Source organism: Clostridium pasteurianum (assembly GCF_001705235.1).
Classification (GTDB): Bacteria; Bacillota; Clostridia; order Clostridiales; family Clostridiaceae; genus Clostridium_S; species Clostridium_S pasteurianum_A.
This window is the reverse complement of the sequence record NZ_MCGV01000001.1, coordinates 3,294,815-3,319,461: the sequence shown is the minus strand read 5'-3', so window position 1 is coordinate 3,319,461 and position 24,647 is coordinate 3,294,815. Positions and strand designations below refer to the sequence as shown.

Genomic DNA, 24,647 nt, shown 5'->3' with positions numbered 1-24,647 from the left:
CTCTAATTATTGGTCTTAGGATCAAGTACATCTCGAAGACCATCTCCAAATAAATTAAAGCCTAGTACAGTTATTAAAATTGCAATTCCAGAATAAACAGCCATTTCTGGATTGGATGTTATATATTCCTGACCACCCTTTAATATATTGCCCCACGTTGCCGTTGGAGGTTGTATTCCAAGCCCAAGATAACTTAACGAAGCCTCCGATAAAATAGCTCCTGCTATGCTCATTGTGGAATACACTGTCATTGATGCTACACTATTAGGAAAAACATGCCTGAAAATTATTCTAAAATCACTTGCTCCTATAGATTTTGTTGCCTCAATAAATTCGCTCCTTTTTATAACCATAGCTTCCCCTCTAACTATTCTAGCGAAACCAGGTATATTAGTTATACTTATAGCTATTATTAAATTTACAAGTCCCTGTCCTAAAACAGTCATAAGTATAATAGCAAGAAGTACAAAAGGAAAAGCAAATAATGCATCCATGATTCTCATTATAACGGCATCAATTCTTCCTCCATAATATCCAGCAAGAAGTCCCAAAATACTTCCTATAATACCACCTATAAATATAGAAGATACTGCTACTATTAGAGATATTCTTGAACCATATATTATTCTGCTTAAAATATCTCTTCCATAGTTATCTGTTCCAAGCAAATGTCCTGAACTACCCGATGGCAATAAAGTATTACTTAAGTCCATTTTATTAGGATTATATGGTGCTAAAACAGGAGCCAAAATTGCAGACACAGCAATCAAAATTATAATTATAAAGCCTATAAAGGCGAGCTTGTTTTTTAACAATTTGTCAATAAAACTTTTCATCTATTTTCCGCTCCCCTCTTCACTAAAACTCAATTTAGGATTTACAATCACATATAATATATCCACAATTAAATTAACAATTACAAAAATAACAACTACAAAAAGTACAGTTCCCTGAACCATTTGATAATCTCGTTTTTCAATGCTATCCACAATAAGTCTGCCTATTCCTGGCCATGCAAAAATAGTCTCTGTTAAAACTGCACCACCTAATAATGAAGATATCTGCATTCCAACAACAGTTAAAAGTGGTATAAGTGCATTTCTAAGTGCATGTTTCCAAATTACCAATTTTTCGCTTAACCCCTTTGCCCTTGCTGTTCTTATATAATCTTCACCTATTACCTCAAGCATACTGGATCTAGTTATTCTGGCAAAGGTGCCCATAGAAACAGTTGATAGTGCTACACTTGGAAGGATTAAATGACTTATAAAATCCCAAACTCCGTTACTTAAAGAACCCATCCCCGTCGCTGGTAAAATCCCCAGCTTTACAGAAAATAAAAGCACAAGCATAAGACCTAACCAAAAGACTGGCATAGAAACTCCTATAAGTGAAAAAAGCATACTCACATAATCAAAAATAGAATTTTTCCTTGTTGCAGAGATTATTCCAACTGGAATTGAAACTACTAAAGCTATTAATAAACTTGCACTGGCAAGTAAGACGGTATTGGGGAATCTCTCTAGTATTAATGACAATACTGCTTCATGGTAATATATAGAATCTCCTAAATCACCATGTAAAATTCCAAGTAGGAACTTACCATACTGCATAATGAGAGGTTTATTTAATCCAAGACTTTCTCTCATTTTTACCACAGCATCTTTAGGTGCTTGAGGGCCAAGCATTACAGCTGCCGGATCACCTGGTATAACACGCGTTACAATAAAAACTATTATAGATACTATAAAAAGCACTGCAATTAGTTGTCCCAAACGTTTTAGTATAAATCTAGCCAAATATATCACCTACCAATTCAATTTTGGTAAATAAACTTATAAAAATTTTAATTATGGAGCAGCACCTGGAATAATATACTGCTCCACAATTAATTATTTTATTGCTTATCTACCCATACATTTTCTCCTGGTGAAACTACTCTTATGAGTCCATCAGGATATACATAATAACCATGTACTTTATTTCTTACAGCATTAACTTCATCTTGATTCCATCCTTCAATTCTAGGATAATCTTTAGCTATAATTTCCTGTATCTTTTTATAAGTCTCAGCTCTTTCACTTTGATTAACTGTCTTTTGAGTTGCCTCATCTAGAAGTTTATCAACTTCATCATTTTTATATCCTTGACCATTTCCAAGAGCTCCTATCTGCTTTGATGAAAACATTTGATACAGGAAGAAGTCTGGATCTGGATACCATGACCATGCTAATGTATAGAAATCTGCCTTTCCCTTTGATACCGTATCGCTGAAAGATCCCCATTCCATTGAACTTATTTGAAGGTCAATGCCTATTTCTTTGAGTTGTGTTTGAAGTATAGTTGCCATCTTAATTCTGTTTGGATCTTGAGGTGTAACTATAGTAGCTTTAAAGCCATTTTCATAACCTGCTTCTTTCATAAGTTCTTTAGCTTTCTTTAAGTCATGTTTTACAGCAAGATTTTTCATATCACTATTGTAACCCCATGATTTAGGTGGAACTGGTGAATATGCTCTTGTTGCTCCTCCCCATTTGAAAATAGATTTAACGATTTGATCTACATCCACCGCATAAGAAATTGCTTCCCTAACTCTTATATCTTTTGTAGGACCATTTTGCATGTTCATTGCCGTAAAATATACATCAAGACCAGGTGTGCTTACAAGACTTAAATTTTTATCGTTCTTAATACTATTTCTTTGAGCACCTGGAACTGTTGTAGCTATATCAATTTCACCTGTTTTAATAGCATTAACCATCATGCTATCATCAGGTATAAATTTCCAAACTAAAGTATCAACATTAGCCTTAGTTCCAAAATGTTTATCATTTTTCTTTAGAGTTATATTGTCATCCTTTGCCCAACTTGAAAAACTGAATGCTCCTGTTCCAACTGGATGAAGTCCAAACTGATCTCCCCATCCTTCAACTTCTTCTTTTGGGACAATTGCATTTCCTTCATCTGTAAGTTGAACTAAAAAAGTTGCATTAGGTTTATCAAGTTTAACTTTTACTTGGTCGTCACCTGTTACAGTAACACTTTGAACGCCTCTTAATCTTTTCATTGCAGATTGTTTTGCTGAACGTTCGATGCTATATTTGACATCTTCTGCTGTCATTTTTCTTCCATTTTGATATTTTCCTTTTTGGAAATATACATCTTTTCTTAAATCGAAGGTATATTCAGTCATATCACTTGAAACAGTCCATTTAGTAGCTATTGACGGTACAATATTCTTTAAATTCTTATCATATGTAACAAGAGTATCAAATATCGCAGCCATTACATCTGATTCATAAGTACCTGTATATTTTATTGGATCAAGATTTTTAGGAACCTGATTCAATCCAATCGTAAGTTTTCCACCTTTAGTAGGTGTAGAACTAGAAGATGATGTACTGCTCTTTCCACATCCAGCTAAAAGCCCCAACATCATAATAATAGATAGAATACTACAGAAAATTCTTTTTGTCTTTTTCACATTATTTCCCCCTCTTTTTTTTAAATTTATAATCAAATTCATAGTGTAGTTGTAAATTTATTATTTTTATAGATAAATTATAATAAATTTTAATAAAGTTAAAAATACTGAATAATCATAAAAAAAAAGCCACATATTTATGATTGTACATAAATATACAGCTTTTTTTGCATTTAGCTTAAAAACTTATCTATTATTTTATATCTGTTGAATTAATATTCATTATTCTTTGCAATTTTATGCCCATCTCTAATGCGAAAATTCCTTCTGTAGTATTAACAGAATATCCTGTTAATTCATAAATCTTTTTTAATCTATATCTCAATGTTTCAGGATGTATGTGTAATTTTTGAGAAATTAACTTTTTATTCATATCGTATTTAAAAAATGCGGTAAGAGTTTTCATAAGTTCACTCTTATTTTCATTATCATACTTTTCAATATTACCAACGGTCTTTTTGCAATACTCAACAGTTTGCGCATTACCTCCCAAGGAATAAAGAATCTTTATAGTATCTAGCGTATCATAATAAATAATTTCATTTTTATTAAATAATGATGCTATATAACATTCTTTATACATTTTAGGTATGTCCTTTATGTCTTTATAAGTTCTCGAAATAGAAAATGCTGTCTTTACATTACTATCATACTTATTTACAAAAACAGTTATTTTACTAATAATATTATCTAAACTCAATTCTTCATCTATAGAAAAAAATAATGTAAGTTTATTAATATCTTCTGTAAGAAAAAATCCTTTCTCGTTAAATATTCTACTTATAAGACTGCATACTCTTTCACTTAACTTAGTTCTTTTTTCGTTAGACAAGCCATGCGATTTAAATTCAACACAAAGTCCTACAAACTCCTCTCTCCCATTCCATCTATAATTATTTTTAATATTCATATAAAATTCTTCAGGTAACTTCTTACTATTCAAAATTATATTAGTTATGATTTTATTTATATTTACTATATTTAAAGGCTCTTCCCTTTCCTTCTCAAGTTTAAAAGCTAAAATATTCCTAACCTTAGTAACTGCCTCTAAATTAAGTCCAACTATATGAGAATCACTTATTACATACATATAGCCTATTATTTCACTTTTAAATATTATTTTATACTCGTTTATTATATAGTTTTTATATTCAACAGAACACGAAATATCAGATATATTGCTTATCTTACTGAGTACCATATTATCTTCTTTAATATCTTTTGAAAAATCATTATGTCCATTAATTACATTTTTAGCTATTATATTAAACACATTATCAACTATAATAATACTAAAATTTGTGAGATTAGAAAGTGCTTTTACCGTACCTTCAACATTTTTATTTTCAAGCATTATTGTAAGCAGCTTTTCATGCATCTCTTTAGCTTCATATATATATCTATTTTTTTTATATAAAAGAGAATTATAAAAATTGGTTATGGTGCTTGTATAAACTAAATCATGCGGAAGTTTTATAAGTGGGATACCATATTTGTTAGCCTGAATTATCATTTCTTTTGGAATAGACTCTATATATCTCTTTTCTTTAATTGCAATTGCCGCTGCTTTTCTCTTGAATGCCCTATAAACAACATTCTTAAGTGCCCCTTCATCATCTTTGAATGCGTATCCTGTACTTAAAATAAATTCTCCACCTTCAAGCCATTCCAGTCCTTCTGGAGTTTCTAATATAGTTATATTTTTGCATTTATTATTGAGATTTTGACTTCCAGCTATAACTATGCTTCTTTTAAACATTGGCATTTCAAGTATCTCTGTTACTGATAAGCTGTCTAACTCTTTTTCCATAGAGTATATCACCCCTTCCGCTTAGATAGTGTTATTATATCATTAAATTTGTACATTTTTTTATGTAATAATTTCATTTTTACTACCATTATACTCAAATCTTTAACAATTTTTATTGTTGTACCAAAACTTGTATGATAATATAATATTCGTGGAGTTTTAACATGTAACTTCAAACTTAATAATATTATACATGCATATACTTAAAGGGGGCAATCAATATGCATTTTTCTACTTTTTTAGCTATAGGACTATATTTACTTATCTTACTTTTTATTGGATATAGTTCCTATAAAAAAACCACAGGTATTTCAGATTATATAATAGGGGGAAGAAGCTTAGGTCCTATGGTAACAGCTTTATCAGCTGGTGCTAGCGATATGAGCGGCTGGATGCTAATGGGGCTTCCAGGAGCTGTTTACAGCACAGGAATATCGAGTTTATGGATAGGTGTTGGATTAACTATTGGGGCATATTTCAATTATCTGCTTTTGGCACCACGTTTCAGAATTTATACTGAAGTAGCAAATGATTCTTTAACGGTGCCCGATTATCTTGAAAATAGATTTAATGATAATTCAAATATTCTACGACTTGTATCTGGAATAATTATTTTAGTCTTTTTCACTTTATATGTAGCTTCTGGTGTTGTGTCTGGCGGAAAACTTTTCAAAAATTTATTTAATTCTACATACACTGCTGGCGTAGTAGTGACTCTTGTTATAGTTGTCATTTACACTTACTTTGGCGGATTTTTAGCCGTAACACTTACTGATTTTTTTCAAGGTTCACTCATGTTTGTAGTTTTAATAATGGTTCCAGTTGTAGCCTATATGAATATAGGAGTTGCTCCAGGTACATTTGTACATAAGGTAACAGCTATAGACCCAAAACTATTTGATTTATTTAGAGGTACGAGCGTTGCAGCAATAATCGGATATTTTGCCTGGGGACTTGGATATTTTGGTCAACCTCATATAATAGTACGTTTTATGGCAATTAAATCTGCAAAGGAATTAAAATCAGCTAGAAGAATAGGTATAAGCTGGATGGCAATAGGACTTCTAGGAGCTATCGCAAGTGGACTTATAGGACTTGTATACTTTACAGATAAGCATATGCCTCTAAAAGATCCTGAAACGGTTTTTCTTAAACTAGGAGATGTATTATTCCATCCATTCATACTTGGGATTATACTATCAGCAGTTTTAGCTGCCATTATGAGTACTTTATCCTCGCAGCTTCTAGTATGTGCTAGTTCGGTCACAAAGGATTTCTATCTTACCTTCTTCAATAAAGAAGCTCCTGAAAAAAAGCAAATGCTGATAAGTAAAATTTCCATACTTGTTATAGGTGCTATTGCTACTTTCATTGCTTATATGCCAAATAAAACCATCTTAACTATCGTAGGTCAAGCTTGGGCAGGTTTTGGATCAGCTTTTGGACCTGTTCTTTTACTAAGTCTTTATTGGAAGCGAATGACTAAATACGGTGCTCTATCAGGAATGATTGTTGGAGGATTAACTGTAATTATATGGATTACTTCTGGATTATCAAAATATTTATATGAAATGATTCCAGGCTTTTCACTTTCACTTATATCAATAATAGTTGTAAGCTTATTAACAACACAGAATGATAAATCAGTTGATAAAACCTTTGATGTTATGATGAAGAAACTAAATGAATAAAAATAAATTACATTTGTTATACAAAATATTTTAAAGCAAAACAAAAAAATTAAGAATTAAGAATGAATGTGAATTTTTCTCCGTTCCACTATGAAAAATTTCAAAACTTATAACTACTTTCATTCCCACAAGTGGAAATGTTCTTTTATAAAATGTAGATTTTCCAGAGCAAAGCGGCAAAAAATCATCCTTCATTCTTAATTCTTCATTCTTCATTCTTAATTCTTAATTTTAAATTTTGCACATTAAGCTTCAACGTAGTATTCTTTGTAATCATCTAGTCTTAAAGCTGCAAGTTTTCCTCCTGCTTCTTCACCATAAACACATCCGCAGTCTATATAAAAAGTACTGTTTCGCTTCAGTATTTTAACATCTTCTTTGGTTTCAAAACTTTGTATAGCCTGAACAGGGGTATGTCCACAAATAATATTGTATTCTCCAAGTTTTTTCTCTTTTCCTATGTTATGTCTTCCCCATAATACTGCCTCTTCAACTTGTATGCTTAGTATATCATGAACACTTAATTGCTCATAATTATCAGGAAAAAACACCTCTGAGTGAACTAAAATATTATTGCCTACAATTTTATAAATAGGAAGGTGTTTTACATATTCATATAACTTATCATTAAAAGAAGCTCCACGCCCCATTATTTCATCGTAAGTAACCTTACCACCATTTAAAAACCAGAGATCAGGAGAACCAGTTTCATAAAATCCTTGATACATATATTCATGATTGCCCTTCATAAGATGTATATTTTCGTTCTCCATAATGTAATCAAAAATTTTTAAAGGTTCCGGTCCTCTATCAAATATATCTCCAATAATATAAAGTTCATCTTCTCTAGAAAAATTTATTAGTTTTAAAATTTTAGTAAATGTATCATAACAGCCATGCAAATCACTCATAACATATTTACTCATAACCATTATCTCCCTAAAACTATTTTATTATCTTAATGTCCCTAGATACCTCATTCAAGACCTCGCAGCCGTCTTCAGTTACAACAACTAAATCTTCTATTCTAACACCGTATTTTCCTCCAATATATATACCAGGCTCAATCGAAAATACCATGCCCTTTTTAGCTACTAAATCTGAATTTCCTCCTACAGATGGTTCCTCATGATCGTCTATTCCTATATTATGACCTGTCCTATGTGTATAATATTTGCCGTAACCTTCTTTTTCAATTACATCTCTAGCAGCTTTATCTATATCACTTAATTTAACACCAGGTTTTACAGCTTTTTTACCTGCTGCATTAGCTCTTTTAACTATTTCATAAATTTTCTTTGCTTCTTCTGGTGGTTCCTTGTAGAAAAATGTTCTTGTCATATCTGAGCAATAATAATTATAAACTCCACCCATGTCTATAACTATTGAATCGCCATCATTTAATTTTGTATTATCTGGAAAATGATGAGGATCTGCCCCATTTTTTCCGTAACTACAGATAGTTTCAAAAGACTGTTTTTCTATTCCATTCTTCTTAAAGATACCCTCTATTGTCTCTGCCATTTCTTTTTCAGTTTTATCTTTAGAAATATACTGAACTAATTCTTCCATTACCTTGTCATTTATTTTTGAAGATTCTCTTAAAAGTTTTATTTCTTCTTCATCCTTTATCATTCTAACTTCATCTACAATAAGTGAAGAATTTGCAAACTTCATATTAGGCTTTTGCTCCATAATTTCTATCAAATAATGCGCTGGCCAATTTTTATCAATTCCAAGTGTACTATTTTCATCAATGACTTTGAGAAGCATAGGTATAGGATCTTCACTGTCATCATAGGTCATAGTCTTAATTTCCCCTAAACCAGGATTATTTTTAAATAAACTATTAAGCATTAATACTACATTCTCATCATCGTCTATATACATTGCCATAAGTCTTTCGCCTGGATCAATCCATACACCAGAAAGATAAAAAACACTTGAAGGCGATGTTACTAAAATTTGATTCAAGTTGTGTTTTTTCATATTGTCTACTATTCTTTTTATTCTACTATTATTCATTACAATTCACTCCTCACAACTTATAATTTACTATTCTTATTTATATAGTCAAGTGCTTGCACAAAAATATTGTGAATTAATAGTATTTTGAAACATTAAATAAAAATCATAAGACTAAGCTCCAAATTATAAAAATACTAAGGAATTTTAATAACTCGCTGAAAAAAGCTCAAACAAATTAAAATTTCTAAGTCTTTTTATAATTTGAAGCAAGTCTTATTGACTTTTATTTAAATTGTTTCGAAAATACTATTAATTCGCTTAAAATAAGAGCAAGGTAAATTTTTCAAAATAAAAACTTAGAACCCTAACAATTATCCATACTAAAGGATGTATATTAAAGATTCTAAGCTCTTTTTTATTTATTTTCTTACGCTGCATACTTTCAATTTTTTTATATAATTTTCATCATCACTAATCCTTATTAAGTTTTCTATAAAATACGGATTTTTAGGTATTTCTTTAAATATTGCGAGATCTATCAGCATTTTTGCCGTATTAATTTTCTTGACGTGTGTATGCCCTTTTTTAAATATTTTATTGGTATTTATGACTAAATAATCGCTGCATACAGGTACTATTATATATTTGTTTCTTCTATAGATTTGATTCATATTTATCACCCTCATTTTTTAAAATGAACACCGGATATACCAGCTTTAAGGTAAAATAGAAAAATCTCAAATTAACTAATATATTTCTTATAATTATTATATATTTATAGAAAAAATTTATCTACATTTAATTTTTAAAATTGTGAATTAATTTTAATTTTAGTAGCACAATAATTAATGATTAATTACAAAAATTAATTTATTATAAACTTGCCTACAGTATTATATTATTCTGCTGTATGCACAAATTATTACTCATATAAGGAGGGTAAAAATGAATAAGTGTAAAAAAACAGCTGAAAACAACCAATGGACTTCATTACCTACAGATTCCTTTAATAAATCCGACTCGCATGGCAAAAAAGAAAAAACAGCAGAAAACAATCAATGGACTTCAACTATAAAGAATTCTGCTCCTAATAAATAGTAATAAATATCTTTCAATGTATTCAGATAAAATAAAGGATTTCTCATATAATAGTTACTTAACTTTTATATGAGAAATCCAATTAAATTTTATCCCCTAGAAAATTCTTCATTACCTTTTTCATTAAAAAATTCTTTCCATGTCTTATCAGCATATGGTTTAAATTCCTCTGCTGTCTTTGTTATTTTTTTATGGAACACATCATCGTGAAGCATTTTTTCTGCTCCAGAATCATCTGGTTTTGCTCCTACTTCATTACATACATCTATTATAACATTTGTATTATCTATCATCATACATGGCCTTAACATGTTTTTATTATAAGGTTGTATAGATCTTAGTTTTTTGAAAAATGGATCTCTAAATGCATCAATTAAATGCTTGCCTTTTAAATTAACTGTGGAAAAATGAGAAAATATACATGGCTCAACATCCTCTTTTGAATTAACATGGAAATAATATTTTCCTGCAATACATCCACCTACATATGGCGCATCATTAAAAAAATCTATTGTGAAATATGGCTTATTAGCTCTTATTTCTCTAGATCTTCTTCCAAGATAATCCCTCTGCTTTGCGGTAAGCATCATATTAAAGTCTTCATCCTCACCATTAACTGGCATGAAGAGAAAGTACCAGCTCATTTTAGAACCTTTTTCAATTAGCATATCTGTAAACTCATCACTGAGTACTGTATTTATATTAGTTCTTGTAACCGCAGAAGATACTCCAAATAATATGCCTCTTTCATGGAGCATATCCATAGCTTTTAAAACTTTTTTATAAGTTCCTTTTCCTCTACGTGAATCAGTATCTTCTTCAAACCCTTCAATAGAAAGCATTGGTATAACATTTCCACATTTTTTAAGTCTATCAGCAATTTTTTCATTAAGTAAAAGTCCACTGGTGAACGGTGTAAACATTATGTCATCATACTTTTCATAAATGTCAAGAAGATAGTCATTAAAGAACGGTTCACCGCCTAAAATAATAATGTAATAAATCCCTAAATCTCTTGCTTCTCCAATAATTCTATCAACTTCTTCTGGTGGAATGTCATCCTTTTTACTGAAGCTTGATGCATAACATCCCTTACAATGAAGTGGGCATCTCATAGATGGACTCAAAAGCATAACAAATGGTATTTTAGTATCTTCTTTGTCCAAATATTTTTGTCTTTTAGGACCAGCATACCAATTTGCATTTGCAAAAAAGTTGGTAAAAAATTTTTTTAAACATTTAGTATCAGTATTTTTTAAAATATCCTGAATAAATTCATGCTTGTACTTATCGTTGTTGTAATAATTCTCAACAAACTCAATCTGAGATAACGCGGATTCATCCTTTGTTAGCTTTTTAATAGCTGCAAATATTTTACTTATGTTTTTTTCCGGATCCTTGTCAAGATAACCAACAACTTTGTTTACAATAGCCTCTTTGGCAGCTTTCTCCAAAGTATTTTTTATCTCCATACAAATTCCTCCTAGTAAATTATAGCTTTATAAACTAATATAAATGCCTGCAATTTAAAAATGCTAAATAGTAATTCTACAATATACATTATAGTATAAAAGATGATTTTTTACCACTTTTATACTATATGATGTTTAGGCAAAGCCTATTACCCATTTCTACTCTATATTATCCAAAATTTGTTTAAATTTAAAATTTACAAAGTAAGAAGTTTGAATTTTATAACAAAAATTCAAACTCCGTACACATATTCAAGCTTTAATCATGGTTTTCAGTCTCTGCCATGAAAGTTCCTTTTTGAGATTCAAGAAGGATAATGGGTCCTTGACTCGAGCCCCGTATATGATTATATCCTAAACTTCTTTACTGTGGTGTGTAATCTTGAGGCAAGCTCTGCTTGAACTTTAGCAGTTTCTGCTACATTTGATATTGCCTCTGTATTTTCATATATGCTATTTTTTATAGTTTCAGTGCTCTCAGAAGATTTTTGAGCTATTTGTGTTAAATTCTCTACAGCCTCACTAACCTGGCTTACTGCGGCAGAAAGTTTATTTGACATCTCTGCAATTTCTTCTGACATTTTACTCATAAAATAAGAATCATTATGATACTGGTTAACTATACTGATAAAACTTTCAAATTGAGAATTAACATCAACATTTACATATTGGAGAACTGCATTGCTATCCTCTGCTATGTTTTTAAAAGCATTTTGTATTTTTTCTATAACATCACGAACAGAATTTATTTCATTTTGAGATTGCTCAGCAAGTTTTCCAACCTCATCTGCTACAACTGCAAAACCCTTACCATTCTCTCCCGCTCTTGCTGCCTCTATGGAAGCATTTAAAGCTAAAAGATTCGTTTGATTTGATATTCCCGAAATCGTATCGGCAACTACACCTATTTTATTAACTACCTTTCCGTCTTCAATTGATTTTACTATTTTCTCTTTTTGCTTAATTCCAATCTCTTTTGATTGCTCTATAGATGCTTTCATTTCATTTTGAATTTCATCAACTTTGTTTATAGCTTCGACTGCATTACTACTTCCTGCCATTGCTTTTTGAGAAAGATTACCTATGCTTGAATCAACCTCTTGCATAGATGCTGTTACCTCTTCTGAAAAAGCGCTGGTTTCCTGTATACCACAAGCAATATTCTCTATTTCACTATTTATATTTTCAGATTTTGTTCTAAGTTCATTGCTAATTGAAGATAAGTTTTCACTTGCACTATTCATTTCTTCTGAATTATTCTTTATTGTACCAATTAAACTTTTCACATTTTCTCTTGCTTTATTTAAAGCTTGTGCCGTTTGTCCAAATTCGTCCGATGCTTTAACTTCAATAGGTCTAGAAAAATCATATTCTGCTAATTGTTCTGCAAAATTCTTTATTTTTGATAATGGTTCGGAAATAAGCCTTGAAATAAAAGCTCCCATACCTAATGCAAATATTACCCCGGCTATTAATAAAGCCAGCATTATTTTATAATCAGTTTCATACGTAGTTGTATTACCTTTACTTACAGTTTTAGTTCTAGAAATGTTAGTACTAACTGATTTGTCAAGCTGTGTATTTATTTTTTCAACTGATACAGACAAGATTTTATACTCTTCGGCTGCAGCATCAAAATTATTTTCATCCACAAGTTTAATTATTTTATCTCTTTGTGAAACATATTGACTAATTTGTTTTTCTAACCCTTTCCATGATGAATCATTTTGAATCTTATCATAAGCGGTAATAAGAGTTTTATTTTTACTATATATAGTTTTTATTTTATTTTCAATTTCAGCTTTCTTAGAAGCATCCCTTACGAAAACGAGAGATTGTAATTCCTTATCACTTTGTGTTAAATTTTTTTCTATGGATGATGAATAAAAAACGCTTTGCATTCCAACGGTATACATAGCGTTAGATGTATTGTTCATTGAACTTAGAGATCCTATTCCGACAACGCAAACTGCTGCGATAAATAAAGTAATAACTGCAAACGATATAATTAATTTTGTTTTAACTTTAAGTCTTGATAATTTTTTCATATACTACACCTTCTTTTTTATTATGTAATTTCTATTAACACCACATTTTATAAAATTATAACTAATATTTATCGTTTAAATATCAAAAATTTATGTGAAAATTATGTTATTTAAAATATTATTAAAATTACAAGAATATTTTAAAGACAAATTTCTTATTTTATTTGCTTAATTTATAATAAAAAAAAGCAATTGCTATTTATTTGCAATCGCTTTTCATATTTACTTATTAAATATATTTATAGAAAACTATTTGAGCCTAAATCATTAGTATTCTGGCCAAAATTACTTAGAGAACTATCTCCACTACTATCAGAACTTTGTGATAAACCATTCATTATTTGATAAGCATAATTATTCGCGTTCAAACCATTACTTGAATCTGAATTATTATCACCATTAGCAATACTATCAATACTGCTGTAACTTGATGACATGCTTTGAAGTGCCTGAAGCTGCATCATAAGTACTAATTCTTTCGCCACAGAGTTAGTACTATTTGTATTACTCGTATTTGCATTTGTATTTGTAGCTGAAACGGCATTTGATGTAGTAGTTTTTTCATTAGATTGATTTTCAAGTATTTGTTCTAACAAATTATTAAAAATTGAATTTTCATTGCCTGTCCCTGAATTACTACTTGAATTTGATGTACCTTGTAATGCTTGAAGTTGCATTAATTGTGATAATTGATCTATTTGCATTTAACTCTCCCCACCTCTCTATATAATCTAATACCATTGTTATTTTAATTTTACTATTTTTATATAAAAATTTCTATAAAATAATCCATTATTAACAATTAAGTTAATAAACTATTTCCACCAACTGTTCTGGCTTGTCTATAATATAATTAGCACCTTCATCATTTAAAATTTGTCTATTTCTAAATCCCCATGTTACTCCTACACATGGAAGTCCAGAATTTTTAGCTGTTTTAACGTCTACTTCTGAATCACCTACATATACTGCTCTATCAGGGGTAGACCTTAATTCTTTAAGAGCTTTAAATACAGTATCAGGAGCTGGCTTTTTAGCAACCCCCTCACTTTCCATTTCCCCGATTGCCACTTTTATATACTTGTTAAAATAAAGTTCATTAAGTCCTTTTACAGCCGAATCAAATTTATTTGAAACAATAGCAATTTTATATCCTTTTTCTGATAGTTGTCCTAAAAGTTCCATAATACCAGTATAAGGAGTAGTTTTATTCTGCATATTTTTAGAATAATGTTTACGAAAATCCGCAAGACACTTTTCATAATATTCATTTTGACGTCCATTAGGTATGCATCGTTCAATTAACTTTGCTACACCATTGCCAAGAAATCTTCTAACTTCATCTGTTGTTCTATTTGGTAAATCATATAATGACAATGCAAAATTAGCACTATCAGCGAGATCATCGAGTGTATTAAGTAGTGTTCCATCCAAATCAAATATAACAGTATCGTATTTTTTCATATAGTAATATCTCCTTGTCTAAAAATGTTCAATGTCATTATACAATTATTTTTATGCTTTGTTCAACTATATTGAATTAACATTGATTTTTTTTAAATAGTTACAAATCAATGTTAATTCACTTTTGGGGTAAAGCAAAGAAAAAATTCCTCCGTACCTACGGAATCTTGAAATGAAATCATTTTATCTTTAAATAGGTTAATATATTATTTTTTGCGGTGAAGCGGAGAAAAATTTACCTTGCTTTTATTTTAAGCGAAGTAATAATATTTTTATAATTTGGAGATTAGCCTTATGATTTTTATTTAATGTTTCAAAACACTATTACTTCGCATTTGAAAATTTTACGTGATATAATAAAATTTTAAGATAATAATCAATAACATATGCATTTCTCACAAATCGCTTAAATAAAATCAGAGGTGTATTTATGATAATAGATAAAATGGAAAGTTCAAATAATTTTACGTTTCAGGAAAAAGCCGCTATAGATTATATATTAAAGCATCCTAAAGCCTTAATTGAAATGAGTGTAACAGAATTAGCAGCAGCAAGCTACACTAGTGCCTCCACAATTATTAGACTATGCAAAAAATTAGGTGTAAAAGGATATGCGGACTTAAAATTCATTTATGCTTCAGAATATCCAGAGATGATGAAACTTAAAGAAGCTTTAAAAATAGAGCCTTATAATAAAAATACAGAAATTAATGATATTATACATACTATGCCGCTAATTTACTCTAAAGCCATTGATTATACAAGAAGTATGCTGGATTACAACGTAATTGATAGAATAATTAGTTTCCTAAAAAAGGCCAAAATAATTGATGTTTATGGTGAAGGTATAAATTATGAAGTAGCTAAAATGTTTTGCTATAAACTCGAAGAAATAGGAGTTACAGCTGGAGCCTATAGCAGCATCAATTGGAATCATGCCAAAAGACTTCAATTAGAAAAAACTCCTTCTTATTCAATTTTAATTTCACATACTGGCAAAAATCCAAGTATGTACGATACTGCTAAAAAACTAAAAGAATTAAAAATTTCAACCTTAGCAATCACCGGTAACATTGATGAAGGGTTGTCCAAACTAACTGATGACCATATAAACATAATGACTTCGGAAAACACTTTGGAATTGTCAACTGTTATTTTTACAACTTCCACTCAATATGTTCTAGACATACTTGCAGCAGCATTATTAGTACACAATTATGACAGTGTCAAAAAAAACGTAGCTGCATTAAATTGTGAAAGATATAGATGGTTAAAAAGCACTTAAATCTGGTACTTTTTTTCAGAATTAAGCACATAGACATAATTTTTCTGGATATTTAAACCTTATAGTCTTCATGCTATATTTTTGTTTATAAATTCAATTTATAATATATGATATAAAATATAACGGGAGTGATAATATGAGCACAAGAAAATTTCCAGAAGGATTTTTATGGGGTGGAGCTACTGCTGCCAATCAAGTTGAAGGCGGTTTTAAAGATGGTGGAAAAGGCATTAGTGTTTCTGATTGTGCCCGCCACCATTTAGATGTAGACGTTAAAGATTACAAGAAACAAAATGAAGTTACAACTAGAGATATTGAAGAAGCATTAAAATCAGATGATACATCATTATACCCAAAACGTCACGGTTCAGATTTTTATCATCACTATAAAGAAGATATTAAAATGTTTGCAGAAATGGGCTTTAAAGTATATAGACTGTCTATCGCATGGACTAGAATATTTCCAAATGGTGACGATAAAGAGCCTAATGAAGAAGGTTTAAAATTCTATGATAACGTTTTTGATGAATGTTTAAAATACGGCATTGAACCATTGGTTACAATGTCTCATTATGAACCTCCTATTAATTTAGTATTAAATTATAACGGCTGGTACTCAAGAGAAGTAGTTGATTTGTTTGTGAAATATGTAAAAACTATATGCACACGTTATAAGGATAAAGTTAAATATTGGCTCACTTTCAATGAAGTTGATTCAATGATAAGGCACCCTTATACAACTGGCGGATTAATTGAAGATAGGTTCCCTGGCATTAAGTGGGAGCAGGTAATATTTCAAGCAATGCACCATCAATTTGTCGCTAGTGCATTGGCTACAAAAATATGCCACGAAATAATTCCAGGTTCGATGGTTGGATGCATGCTTACAAAATTAACATATTATCCATATACATGTAAACCGGAAGACGTTCTAAAAGCTCAGCAGGACATGCGCAGTACTTACTGCTACAGTGATACTCAAGTATTTGGTGAATATCCTTCTTACCTATTATCTAGATTTAAAAATCATGGTATAGTAATAAAAAAAGGTCCTAATGACGATGAAATAATGAAAAAATATCCTGTAGATTTTGTCTCATTTTCATATTATGCCTCCTCCTGTACAGCAGCAGAAACAGAAGGTCTAATAACTACACCAGGAAATACAATGATTGCAATAAAAAACCCTTATATACCAACAAGCGACTGGGGATGGCAGATAGATCCTGTAGGTCTTAGAATATCAATGGTAGATTTATATGATCGCTACCGCAAACCCCTATTTATTGTTGAAAATGGTCTTGGAGCTAAAGATGAAATTAAAGAAGATGGAACAATAGATGATCAGTACCGTATTGACTACTTTGATGCACACTTTAAAGCAATGCTTGATGCTATAGAATATGATGGAGTTAAGTGTCTTGGTTATACCTCCTGGGGCTGCATTGATTTAGTATCAGAATCAACTAAACAAATGTCTAAACGTTACGGATTTATCTACGTTGACTGTGATGACTACGGAAATGGCACCTACAAACGCATTCCCAAAAAATCTTTCTACTGGTATAAGAAAGTTATCGAGACAAATGGTGAATGCTTATTTGATTAATACAGCGCACTTTTTAATATAGAATTAATATACCTGTATTTCCATCAAAACTCATCTATTCACAATTAAAATTCTCTGTTAGTATATAATACATGAATCGATTACACCACTTAATACTTATAAAAATGTATAAAATTAATGGAGGATAATCAAATGAAAAAGAAAATATTAACTTTAGTATTATCTGCAGTAATTGGAACAGGACTATTTATTCCATCTACAATTCATGCTCAAACTTTAAGTAATACTTATACTGTTGCAGCAGGAGATAGTCTTTGGCGTATATCTACCAAATATAATGTTACTATAGATAATTTAAAGAAATGGAATGTATTAACTTCTGATGTTATAAATGTTGGACAAGTATTAAAATTGAATCTTGTTCACACAGTAGTTTCAGGGGATACCCTCTGGCTCATATCAAAAAAATATGGAACAACTGTGGATAGCATAATGCAAAAAAATAATTTAACAACAACAACTTTAAATATAGGACAAGAATTGCTAATTGAAGGTATAGTATATGGGACACAGACACCACCAGTTACACCAGTAGTTCCATCAGTTACAACAGTTAATTATAAAGTAGTGGCTGGAGACAATCTTTGGACTATAGCACAAAAATATAAAACAACAGAAGATGCAATAATGAAATCAAACATGCTTCTATCAGATGCTATAGTACCTACTCAAACTTTAACTATTCCTGTAAATTCAACTGAGATAGTTAAACCCGTAGGAATTACCATGATGAAAGCTAGAGTAAATGACAATTTCGGTGATATATATACGTGGGAAAATGCAATGAGATTATGGACTGTTGGTACAGAGGGAACTTTAAGAGACTTAGCTACTAACAAAACTTTTAAAATAAAATACATGGAAGGATCAAATCATAGTGATGTAGAGCCATTAACACTTGCTGATACTGATGTTATGAAATCACTTTATGGCTCCTGGTCATGGGCTAACGATCATAAAAGACCTATGGTTTTATACTTTACAAAAAACGGCGTGAATTACCAAATGGCAGTTAGCTTAACAGGAATGCCTCACGGTGTTGAAACTATCACTGATAATGGTTTTGATGGACATACTGATATGTACTTTTATAATTCCTTAGGACACTCTAATCCTGTAATAGATCCAGTACATCAGGCAAATGTTTTAAAAGCAAACGGACAATAATTTGTGCATAAAATACCTATGATATAAAAACAAATTTTAAAATAAAAGGCGGCGAACTCTACATAATTCGCCGCTTTTTCATTTAGAGAAAATCCTAAATTTTATATTTACTTATGTGTTCCTGAAGTTCAACGACTATCTTTGTTAGTCCCTCAGCTGCCTCCGAAATCTGCTTCATTAATGCGGATTGTTCCTCTGATGCAGCAGCAACATTTTGTATATTATCTGAAGTTTTATTTGCCGAACTTGAAATATTCATAACATTATTAGTCATACCATTAGAGCTTCCATAAATTGCATCAACTTCATTTACCATTTCACTAATTTTAGATGAAACATCATTTACTGAATTTACTATCTCATAAAATGATTTTCCAGCACTTTCAACTAACTCATTACCCTTCTTAACCGCAGCAGTTTCCTTACCCATAAAGTCTACTGTATTAGTTATTTTAACTTGAATCTCATGTATTAACTTGCCTATTTCCTCAGCTGACTTACTTGATTCATTTGCTAGTTTTGCAACTTCATCAGCAACAACAGCAAATCCTTTTCCAGCCTCTCCTGCTCTAGCAGCTTCAATTGAAGCATTTAATGCAAGTAAATTAGTCTGCTCCGATATATCATTTATAATTGAAATTATGTCGTTAATTTTCTTTGACTTATCATCCAATTCATTGACAATCCCAGTTGTTTCATTAACTGAAGTTGTTATTTCTTTTATTTGCTCAATAGCATTCTTTATTATCTGATCTCCGTTCTTAGCTGATGTCGATGCCGATGCCGAAAGCGATGAAGTTTCAGACATATTATCTTTTATATTTTTAATTGACCTATTTATTTCTTCTACCTCGCTGGATATTTGTTTCGTATTATCCGCTTGAGAATTTACCTGGTTTGAAATATCCTGCATTGATACCGCTACCTGACCTGCAGCCGATTCAGTTTGTCCAGCACTTGCTGTTAATTCCTCGGACGTACCAACAATATTATCAAGACTATTCAAAAATGACTTAAACACATTTCTCAAATTTTGAGACATAACATTCAAATTTTCTGTCATTTGACCCAATTCATCCTCTGATTTAACCTCTATACTTTGTGTTAAATCTCCTCCTGAAATAGTTTCAGAAAGTTTATTTACTTCAGATACACTCTTAGTTATATAATTACTATACACAATTATAGCGGCTGAAATCAAAGCTAACATTATTAAACCCAATATAATTAAAGTAGTAAGTAGACTTCTAAGTGGTGCATATATTTCAGATTGTGACATAGTTATAGCGAGTACCCAATTTGTTTCTCCAATAGGGATATAATAAATAACCCTTTTGTCATTTCCATCATAATAATATCCATTACCGCTTTTTCCACTTAATAAACTTTTTGATATACCTGAAAACTTGCTATCATTTTTAACATTCTTTTTCATTATGTCAGACTTGTCCACCCCAGCTATATAATAACCATCTTTAGTCAATAAAAATGCTTTTCCGGATTCTCCTATTTTTAAACCGCCCATTATACTTTGAAGATCATTCAAATTTATATCAGCAGTGGTTTCACCTATAAAATTGTTGTTTCCATCATAAAATGGAACAGTTGTCGTTAGCATAGTCATATTAGTTGATTTGTCGTAGTACGGAGTCGTCCATGACACTTTGCCATTACTGTTTTTTCCGTCCTTATACCAGTCTTGATTAGGATATGAATAGTCTTCTGACATATACTGATCTGTATATTCAGTTTTATTACCTTGCTTGTACACATATGGTCCAAAATACTTTATATCACCTTTATATTTTGAAGGTTCATACCAAACTCCTGCACCCATAGTATCATGATTTAATAAAATATATTTTGATAATAAGTTCTTATAGTCATCCTGTGACATATTACTTCCACTTGTCTCTACTGTTTTAGCAAGAGTTTTTGCCACCATAGCGTGAGATTGAAGTTTAGAATCAACAGATACCTTAAGTTCATTTGCATTATTTTTTATTTTAGAGTCAATTTGCTTACTTAGCATGTTTTTTGAAACATAATAGCTGGAAGCAACCAATATAATTAGTAATATTATTGTTACCGGTAATACTGATAATAAAGTCCTTGCTTTAATACTTTTAATTTTTGGCATATTTATATCCTCCTTAAAGTTTATCTGCAAATAATGTAAACATATACATAAATAATATATATTTATACATTATTATCGTTTATTTTCTTTCTTTATTTATATTTAAACATTTTTTATCAACGCTATATTTGTACAACTTAAAGTAAAGATATAAAATATTTTTTTAGTTCATTTATCAGTGTATACATTACTTTCTAAAAATAACCTTATTCACAATATATAATGCCACGCATGTAATTAATATCATTACAATAACTGGTTTTTTTAGCTTAATCACAGACTCTTCCTTTTTCCTCTTTCTTTCTAGTGCTAATGCTTCATAGTCTTCAAATTTAATATTTAAATCTTTCCATGAGATAATATCCTCTTTTTCTTTGATTAATTCTTTAAATTTTTCATCGTTTCTAACTTTATCATAAATTTCATCTTGTATATCATCTTCTCTTACAGCAATACCTTTCTTGCTAACAAATTGTTTAAATTCCTTATAAAATTCATCATAATTTTCTTCAGCTAAAGCTATTTCAGCTAAAATCTTATATGGCAATTCATTATATTTATTAATTGCAATTGACTTTAAAGCATACTTTCTAGCCCCAGCATTGTCTCCTTTAATTCTCAATAAATTAGCATAAATTATGTATGCTTTTGAGTTCTTTTTTTTACCTTTTAGTACATTTTTAACACTATCAATTGCCTTATCGTATTCGTGAAGTTCTGTATAAACTCTAGCAAAATTCAAATATGCATCATTTAAAGCATAAAATTCTCCAGTATTTTTAAGTTCTATGGATTTATTTAATGCTTGTAATGCTTTATTATAATCCTTAGTTTTATAGTAAAACCATCCTAGATAGGAATATGCTATTGGAGACTTAGGTTTAATCTTAGTAGCCTTCAAAAAATATGTTTTAGCTATTTCATATTGTCCTAATTCACAATATATATATCCAACATAAAAAAAGTTTAATATATTAGTATACTTTTTAGATGCCTCCCATAAATCCAAAAGTGCCTTATTATAATTCTTTATTGTTATATATGCATCAGCTCTATATGTATAAAAAAGATAATCCATTGAATTTGTTTTACTTATTTTCCTTGATAACATATCAATCGCTCTATGTGCCTGTCCCTTATTAATTAATTTTTTTGATTTAATTACAATAAAAACACTTTTGGCAAAAAGTATAACAACTGAAATTGCAATACAAATAAATATAAAAGCCATATCAAACATTATTTTATAAATCATTATATTTAACCTCCTAGAACTTTATATATTTTTCTCTTTCCTTACTTATCTTACCTTAAATAAAAACAATTTTAATAAAATTAATTATAAATTATATAATACTACAAACTTTTTATTATATTAACTTATTATAGAAATTTCATCTAAATTTATTAAAGTAAAAAGTATTCTATCATGTTATAATTAATATTAATATACTTTAACAACGTTATTGTATTCAGGGCGGAATATTAGAACCAGATGAAAAGAGATGTAATTACGATTATGATTATTAGCAATTTTAGTTTATTTTTTAAAGATGCATTAAAAGGTATTAAAAGAAACATCACTGTTAACATTGCTTCTATTACAGCAGTAACAGCAACATTATTTGTTTTAGGTCTGTTTTTACTACTTCTGATAAATGTTAAAATTGGAATTAATGATTTTTATTCCGAACCTAAAGTACAGGTCTTTTTAAGTAATGACATAACAGCAGAAGAACAGCAAAAAATATACAGTACAATAAAAGAAGCTGATGATGTAAATGATGTTACTTTTCAAAGTAAATCAAAAGCTTTAGCCTATCTAGAAAAGAAGACAGGCATAAAAGCTAAGGATCTATTAGCTAATTCTGAGAATAACAATGAAATAGCAAATTCATATATAATTAAAGTAGACAAACCAGATGACATTTCTAATATAGTTTTTAAAATTGACCCCTTAAAAGGTGTAACTGAAATTACTCACAGTGAAAATAACGTAGAAAAATTATTATCAATTACTAAATTGGCTAAATGGATAGAAGCAGCTCTTTTTCTAATATTTTCAGTAGTATCTCTTATCTTAATTAATAACACAATGAAACTTTCCATATATTCAAGACGTGAAGAAATAAGTATAATAAAATCTCTTGGTGCAACAGATTGGTTTATTAGGTGGCCGTTCATTTTCGAAGGAATGATAATTGGTTTTTTAGGAGGGGTTGCAGCAGTAGCAGCAATTTATTTTGTATACAATTTTGCATACATAAAAGTAGTCTCTTATACTGCATCAATATTCATGAATTTTATAGCTCCATCTTTTATACTTATAATTATGTCATGGAGTATCATAATCATTAGCACAATTGTGTGCGGTGTAATAAGTATGTTTGGTGTAAAAAAACTTTAATTACAAAATCCTACATTTAAATATTATCAACCATAGTTAAAATATAATTTAAAATTCACATTTCAATATTATTTGTTTTTCCTATTCATAGTATAATATTTCCATAATTGTATCTAATGTTATTATTTGACATTTTCTTGTTTTTGTATATAATGTAAATGTAATGTATATAAAAAAAGAAAAGAGGTCAAAGAAGCAATGAAAAAGACAAAAAAAATTATTAGTTTACTATTCTTTTTAATAGCTTTTGCGTTTATCGCACCATCCATGAGTTCTAAAGCCGATAGCTTAATTCCTAGAACATATCTGGAAATTTCTAATGGACAAGCATTCCCCACTAACTCTGAAATAAGATTGAGAGGTTGGGGATTAAATGCTTCTGGTATAAAAGCAATTGACATATATGTTGATGGCAAATGGAAAAAAACTTTAGTTAATGGAGACCACTTTGGACTTCCAAGGCCTGATGTTAAACAAGAGTATCCAGAATACCCAGGTGCTGATTATTCTGGATATGATTATTCTATGTATCTCCCTGATGGGGATCATACTTTGAGGGTTTGGGCTATCGGAAACGATAATTCTAAAACATACTCTGAAGTTACTATTACCGTGGGAACTCCGACTTCGTTAGGAGAACAGCTAGTAAGATATGCAGAACAATTCATAGGTGTTCCATACGTATATGGAGGAATTACTCCTAGTGGTTTTGATTGCTCTGGATTAGTACTATACTGTTATGCACACTTTGGAATAAGTCTCCCACATTATACAGGAGATCAAGTTAAATGTGGTCGTGTTGTTACAGATTTACAACCAGGTGATCTATTATTCTTTGGTTCTACGTCTGTTCCTTCCCATGTAGCTATATTTGCAGGGAATGGACAAATGATAGAATCCCCTCATACTGGAGCATATGTAAGGCTTGTTCCTATAAGAGGGTATTCTATAGCTAAAAGAATATTCTAATTACAAAATCATAT

At 30.1% G+C, this 24,647-nt stretch carries 21 protein-coding genes; 7 read left to right on the top strand and 14 right to left on the bottom strand.

Annotated elements, in window-relative coordinates; translation table 11 throughout:
* Window positions 1-2: 2 nt before the first annotated feature.
* From BEE63_RS14890 to BEE63_RS14875, 4 genes are all read right to left on the bottom strand, one after another.
* Window positions 3-836 carry an ABC transporter permease gene (locus BEE63_RS14890; RefSeq protein ID WP_066022143.1) on the bottom strand — a complete coding sequence of 278 codons (834 nt, stop codon included), beginning with the start codon at window positions 834-836 and terminating at the stop codon, window positions 3-5.
* Entirely contained in the window at window positions 837-1,799 is a 963-nt protein-coding gene (nikB, locus tag BEE63_RS14885) for a nickel ABC transporter permease (RefSeq protein ID WP_066022142.1), read from the bottom strand.
* A 98-nt stretch (window positions 1,800-1,897) separates the two neighbouring features.
* Complete coding sequence (locus BEE63_RS14880) at window positions 1,898-3,484, bottom strand: ABC transporter substrate-binding protein (RefSeq protein ID WP_198507941.1); 1,587 nt, start codon at window positions 3,482-3,484, stop codon at window positions 1,898-1,900.
* Between the two features lie 193 nt (window positions 3,485-3,677).
* Window positions 3,678-5,294, bottom strand: coding sequence for a PucR family transcriptional regulator (locus BEE63_RS14875; RefSeq protein WP_066022140.1), 1,617 nt, complete (start codon window positions 5,292-5,294; stop codon window positions 3,678-3,680).
* Between the two features lie 221 nt (window positions 5,295-5,515).
* Here BEE63_RS14875 and putP point away from each other — a divergent pair, with 221 nt between their 5' ends.
* On the top strand, window positions 5,516-6,985 hold the full coding sequence (gene putP / locus BEE63_RS14870; RefSeq protein WP_066022139.1) for a sodium/proline symporter PutP: 1,470 nt from the start codon (window positions 5,516-5,518) through the stop codon (window positions 6,983-6,985).
* Window positions 6,986-7,015: 30 nt separating this feature from the next.
* Here the strand turns inward: putP and BEE63_RS14865 are convergent, their stop codons facing one another.
* The 4 genes from BEE63_RS14865 to BEE63_RS14850 form a co-directional block, all read right to left on the bottom strand.
* On the bottom strand, window positions 7,016-7,201 hold the full coding sequence (locus BEE63_RS14865; protein ID WP_066022138.1) for a hypothetical protein: 186 nt from the start codon (window positions 7,199-7,201) through the stop codon (window positions 7,016-7,018).
* 29 nt (window positions 7,202-7,230) lie between these two features.
* On the bottom strand, window positions 7,231-7,911 hold the full coding sequence (locus tag BEE63_RS14860) for a metallophosphoesterase family protein (RefSeq protein WP_066022137.1): 681 nt from the start codon (window positions 7,909-7,911) through the stop codon (window positions 7,231-7,233).
* A 19-nt stretch (window positions 7,912-7,930) separates the two neighbouring features.
* Window positions 7,931-9,010 (bottom strand): M24 family metallopeptidase, encoded by a 1,080-nt coding sequence (locus BEE63_RS14855; protein WP_066022136.1) that lies wholly within the window; start codon window positions 9,008-9,010, stop codon window positions 7,931-7,933.
* A 362-nt stretch (window positions 9,011-9,372) separates the two neighbouring features.
* Window positions 9,373-9,624 carry a hypothetical protein gene (locus BEE63_RS14850; protein ID WP_066022135.1) on the bottom strand — a complete coding sequence of 84 codons (252 nt, stop codon included), beginning with the start codon at window positions 9,622-9,624 and terminating at the stop codon, window positions 9,373-9,375.
* Between the two features lie 274 nt (window positions 9,625-9,898).
* Between BEE63_RS14850 and BEE63_RS21765 the strand changes: the two genes are divergently transcribed.
* Window positions 9,899-10,051 (top strand): hypothetical protein, encoded by a 153-nt coding sequence (locus tag BEE63_RS21765; protein ID WP_175400855.1) that lies wholly within the window; start codon window positions 9,899-9,901, stop codon window positions 10,049-10,051.
* Window positions 10,052-10,140: 89 nt separating this feature from the next.
* On the opposite strand, the gene BEE63_RS14845 is transcribed toward BEE63_RS21765, so the two are convergent.
* From BEE63_RS14845 to BEE63_RS14830, 4 genes are all read right to left on the bottom strand, one after another.
* Window positions 10,141-11,523 (bottom strand): radical SAM protein, encoded by a 1,383-nt coding sequence (locus BEE63_RS14845; RefSeq protein WP_066022134.1) that lies wholly within the window; start codon window positions 11,521-11,523, stop codon window positions 10,141-10,143.
* Window positions 11,524-11,870: 347 nt separating this feature from the next.
* The gene (locus BEE63_RS14840; RefSeq protein ID WP_066022133.1) at window positions 11,871-13,571 is read right to left on the bottom strand and encodes a methyl-accepting chemotaxis protein; all 1,701 of its coding nucleotides are present in this window, start codon (window positions 13,569-13,571) and stop codon (window positions 11,871-11,873) included.
* A 239-nt stretch (window positions 13,572-13,810) separates the two neighbouring features.
* Window positions 13,811-14,275 carry a hypothetical protein gene (locus BEE63_RS14835; protein WP_066022132.1) on the bottom strand — a complete coding sequence of 155 codons (465 nt, stop codon included), beginning with the start codon at window positions 14,273-14,275 and terminating at the stop codon, window positions 13,811-13,813.
* Between the two features lie 103 nt (window positions 14,276-14,378).
* Window positions 14,379-15,035 carry an HAD family hydrolase gene (locus tag BEE63_RS14830; protein WP_066022131.1) on the bottom strand — a complete coding sequence of 219 codons (657 nt, stop codon included), beginning with the start codon at window positions 15,033-15,035 and terminating at the stop codon, window positions 14,379-14,381.
* Window positions 15,036-15,465: 430 nt separating this feature from the next.
* On the opposite strand from BEE63_RS14830, the gene BEE63_RS14825 reads away from it, so the two are divergent.
* The 3 genes from BEE63_RS14825 to BEE63_RS14815 all read left to right on the top strand — a co-directional run bounded on the left by BEE63_RS14825 (window position 15,466) and on the right by BEE63_RS14815 (window position 19,117).
* Complete coding sequence (locus BEE63_RS14825) at window positions 15,466-16,320, top strand: MurR/RpiR family transcriptional regulator (protein WP_066022130.1); 855 nt, start codon at window positions 15,466-15,468, stop codon at window positions 16,318-16,320.
* Between the two features lie 136 nt (window positions 16,321-16,456).
* Window positions 16,457-17,929: a glycoside hydrolase family 1 protein gene (locus tag BEE63_RS14820; RefSeq protein ID WP_066022129.1), complete on the top strand. Its 1,473-nt coding sequence runs from the start codon at window positions 16,457-16,459 to the stop codon at window positions 17,927-17,929.
* A gap of 153 nt (window positions 17,930-18,082) precedes the next feature.
* Window positions 18,083-19,117, top strand: a complete 1,035-nt coding sequence (locus BEE63_RS14815) for a LysM peptidoglycan-binding domain-containing protein (RefSeq protein WP_066022128.1) — start codon at window positions 18,083-18,085, stop codon at window positions 19,115-19,117.
* Window positions 19,118-19,211: 94 nt separating this feature from the next.
* Here BEE63_RS14815 and BEE63_RS14810 read toward each other — a convergent pair whose 3' ends face one another.
* Together BEE63_RS14810 and BEE63_RS14805 are read right to left on the bottom strand one after the other, a co-directional pair.
* Entirely contained in the window at window positions 19,212-21,257 is a 2,046-nt protein-coding gene (locus tag BEE63_RS14810; protein ID WP_066022127.1) for a methyl-accepting chemotaxis protein, read from the bottom strand.
* Window positions 21,258-21,444: 187 nt separating this feature from the next.
* Window positions 21,445-22,512, bottom strand: coding sequence for a tetratricopeptide repeat protein (locus tag BEE63_RS14805; RefSeq protein WP_066022126.1), 1,068 nt, complete (start codon window positions 22,510-22,512; stop codon window positions 21,445-21,447).
* Window positions 22,513-22,752: 240 nt separating this feature from the next.
* Between BEE63_RS14805 and ftsX the strand changes: the two genes are divergently transcribed.
* Window positions 22,753-23,664, top strand: a complete 912-nt coding sequence (ftsX, locus tag BEE63_RS14800) for a permease-like cell division protein FtsX (protein WP_081312561.1) — start codon at window positions 22,753-22,755, stop codon at window positions 23,662-23,664.
* Between the two features lie 198 nt (window positions 23,665-23,862).
* On the top strand, window positions 23,863-24,633 hold the full coding sequence (locus BEE63_RS14795) for a C40 family peptidase (RefSeq protein ID WP_066022125.1): 771 nt from the start codon (window positions 23,863-23,865) through the stop codon (window positions 24,631-24,633).
* Window positions 24,634-24,647: the final 14 nt, after the last annotated feature.

Excerpts from the sequence above, each read along its gene's own strand:
- BEE63_RS14795 (WP_066022125.1), top strand. The coding sequence starts at position 23,863 with ATGAAAAAGACAAAAAAAATTATTAGTTTACTATTCTTTTTAATAGCT.
- BEE63_RS14855 (WP_066022136.1), bottom strand. The coding sequence starts at position 9,010 with ATGAATAATAGTAGAATAAAAAGAATAGTAGACAATATGAAAAAACAC.
- BEE63_RS14810 (WP_066022127.1), bottom strand. The coding sequence starts at position 21,257 with ATGCCAAAAATTAAAAGTATTAAAGCAAGGACTTTATTATCAGTATTA.
- BEE63_RS14845 (WP_066022134.1), bottom strand. The coding sequence starts at position 11,523 with ATGGAGATAAAAAATACTTTGGAGAAAGCTGCCAAAGAGGCTATTGTA.
- BEE63_RS14850 (WP_066022135.1), bottom strand. The coding sequence starts at position 9,624 with ATGAATCAAATCTATAGAAGAAACAAATATATAATAGTACCTGTATGC.
- BEE63_RS14875 (WP_066022140.1), bottom strand. The coding sequence starts at position 5,294 with ATGGAAAAAGAGTTAGACAGCTTATCAGTAACAGAGATACTTGAAATG.
- BEE63_RS14890 (WP_066022143.1), bottom strand. The coding sequence starts at position 836 with ATGAAAAGTTTTATTGACAAATTGTTAAAAAACAAGCTCGCCTTTATA.
- BEE63_RS14815 (WP_066022128.1), top strand. The coding sequence starts at position 18,083 with ATGAAAAAGAAAATATTAACTTTAGTATTATCTGCAGTAATTGGAACA.
- BEE63_RS14860 (WP_066022137.1), bottom strand. The coding sequence starts at position 7,911 with ATGAGTAAATATGTTATGAGTGATTTGCATGGCTGTTATGATACATTT.
- BEE63_RS21765 (WP_175400855.1), top strand. The coding sequence starts at position 9,899 with ATGAATAAGTGTAAAAAAACAGCTGAAAACAACCAATGGACTTCATTA.
- BEE63_RS14805 (WP_066022126.1), bottom strand. The coding sequence starts at position 22,512 with ATGATTTATAAAATAATGTTTGATATGGCTTTTATATTTATTTGTATT.
- BEE63_RS14865 (WP_066022138.1), bottom strand. The coding sequence starts at position 7,201 with ATGAAGAATGAAGAATTAAGAATGAAGGATGATTTTTTGCCGCTTTGC.
- ftsX (WP_081312561.1), top strand. The coding sequence starts at position 22,753 with ATGAAAAGAGATGTAATTACGATTATGATTATTAGCAATTTTAGTTTA.
- BEE63_RS14825 (WP_066022130.1), top strand. The coding sequence starts at position 15,466 with ATGATAATAGATAAAATGGAAAGTTCAAATAATTTTACGTTTCAGGAA.
- BEE63_RS14830 (WP_066022131.1), bottom strand. The coding sequence starts at position 15,035 with ATGAAAAAATACGATACTGTTATATTTGATTTGGATGGAACACTACTT.
- BEE63_RS14840 (WP_066022133.1), bottom strand. The coding sequence starts at position 13,571 with ATGAAAAAATTATCAAGACTTAAAGTTAAAACAAAATTAATTATATCG.
- putP (WP_066022139.1), top strand. The coding sequence starts at position 5,516 with ATGCATTTTTCTACTTTTTTAGCTATAGGACTATATTTACTTATCTTA.
- BEE63_RS14820 (WP_066022129.1), top strand. The coding sequence starts at position 16,457 with ATGAGCACAAGAAAATTTCCAGAAGGATTTTTATGGGGTGGAGCTACT.
- BEE63_RS14835 (WP_066022132.1), bottom strand. The coding sequence starts at position 14,275 with ATGCAAATAGATCAATTATCACAATTAATGCAACTTCAAGCATTACAA.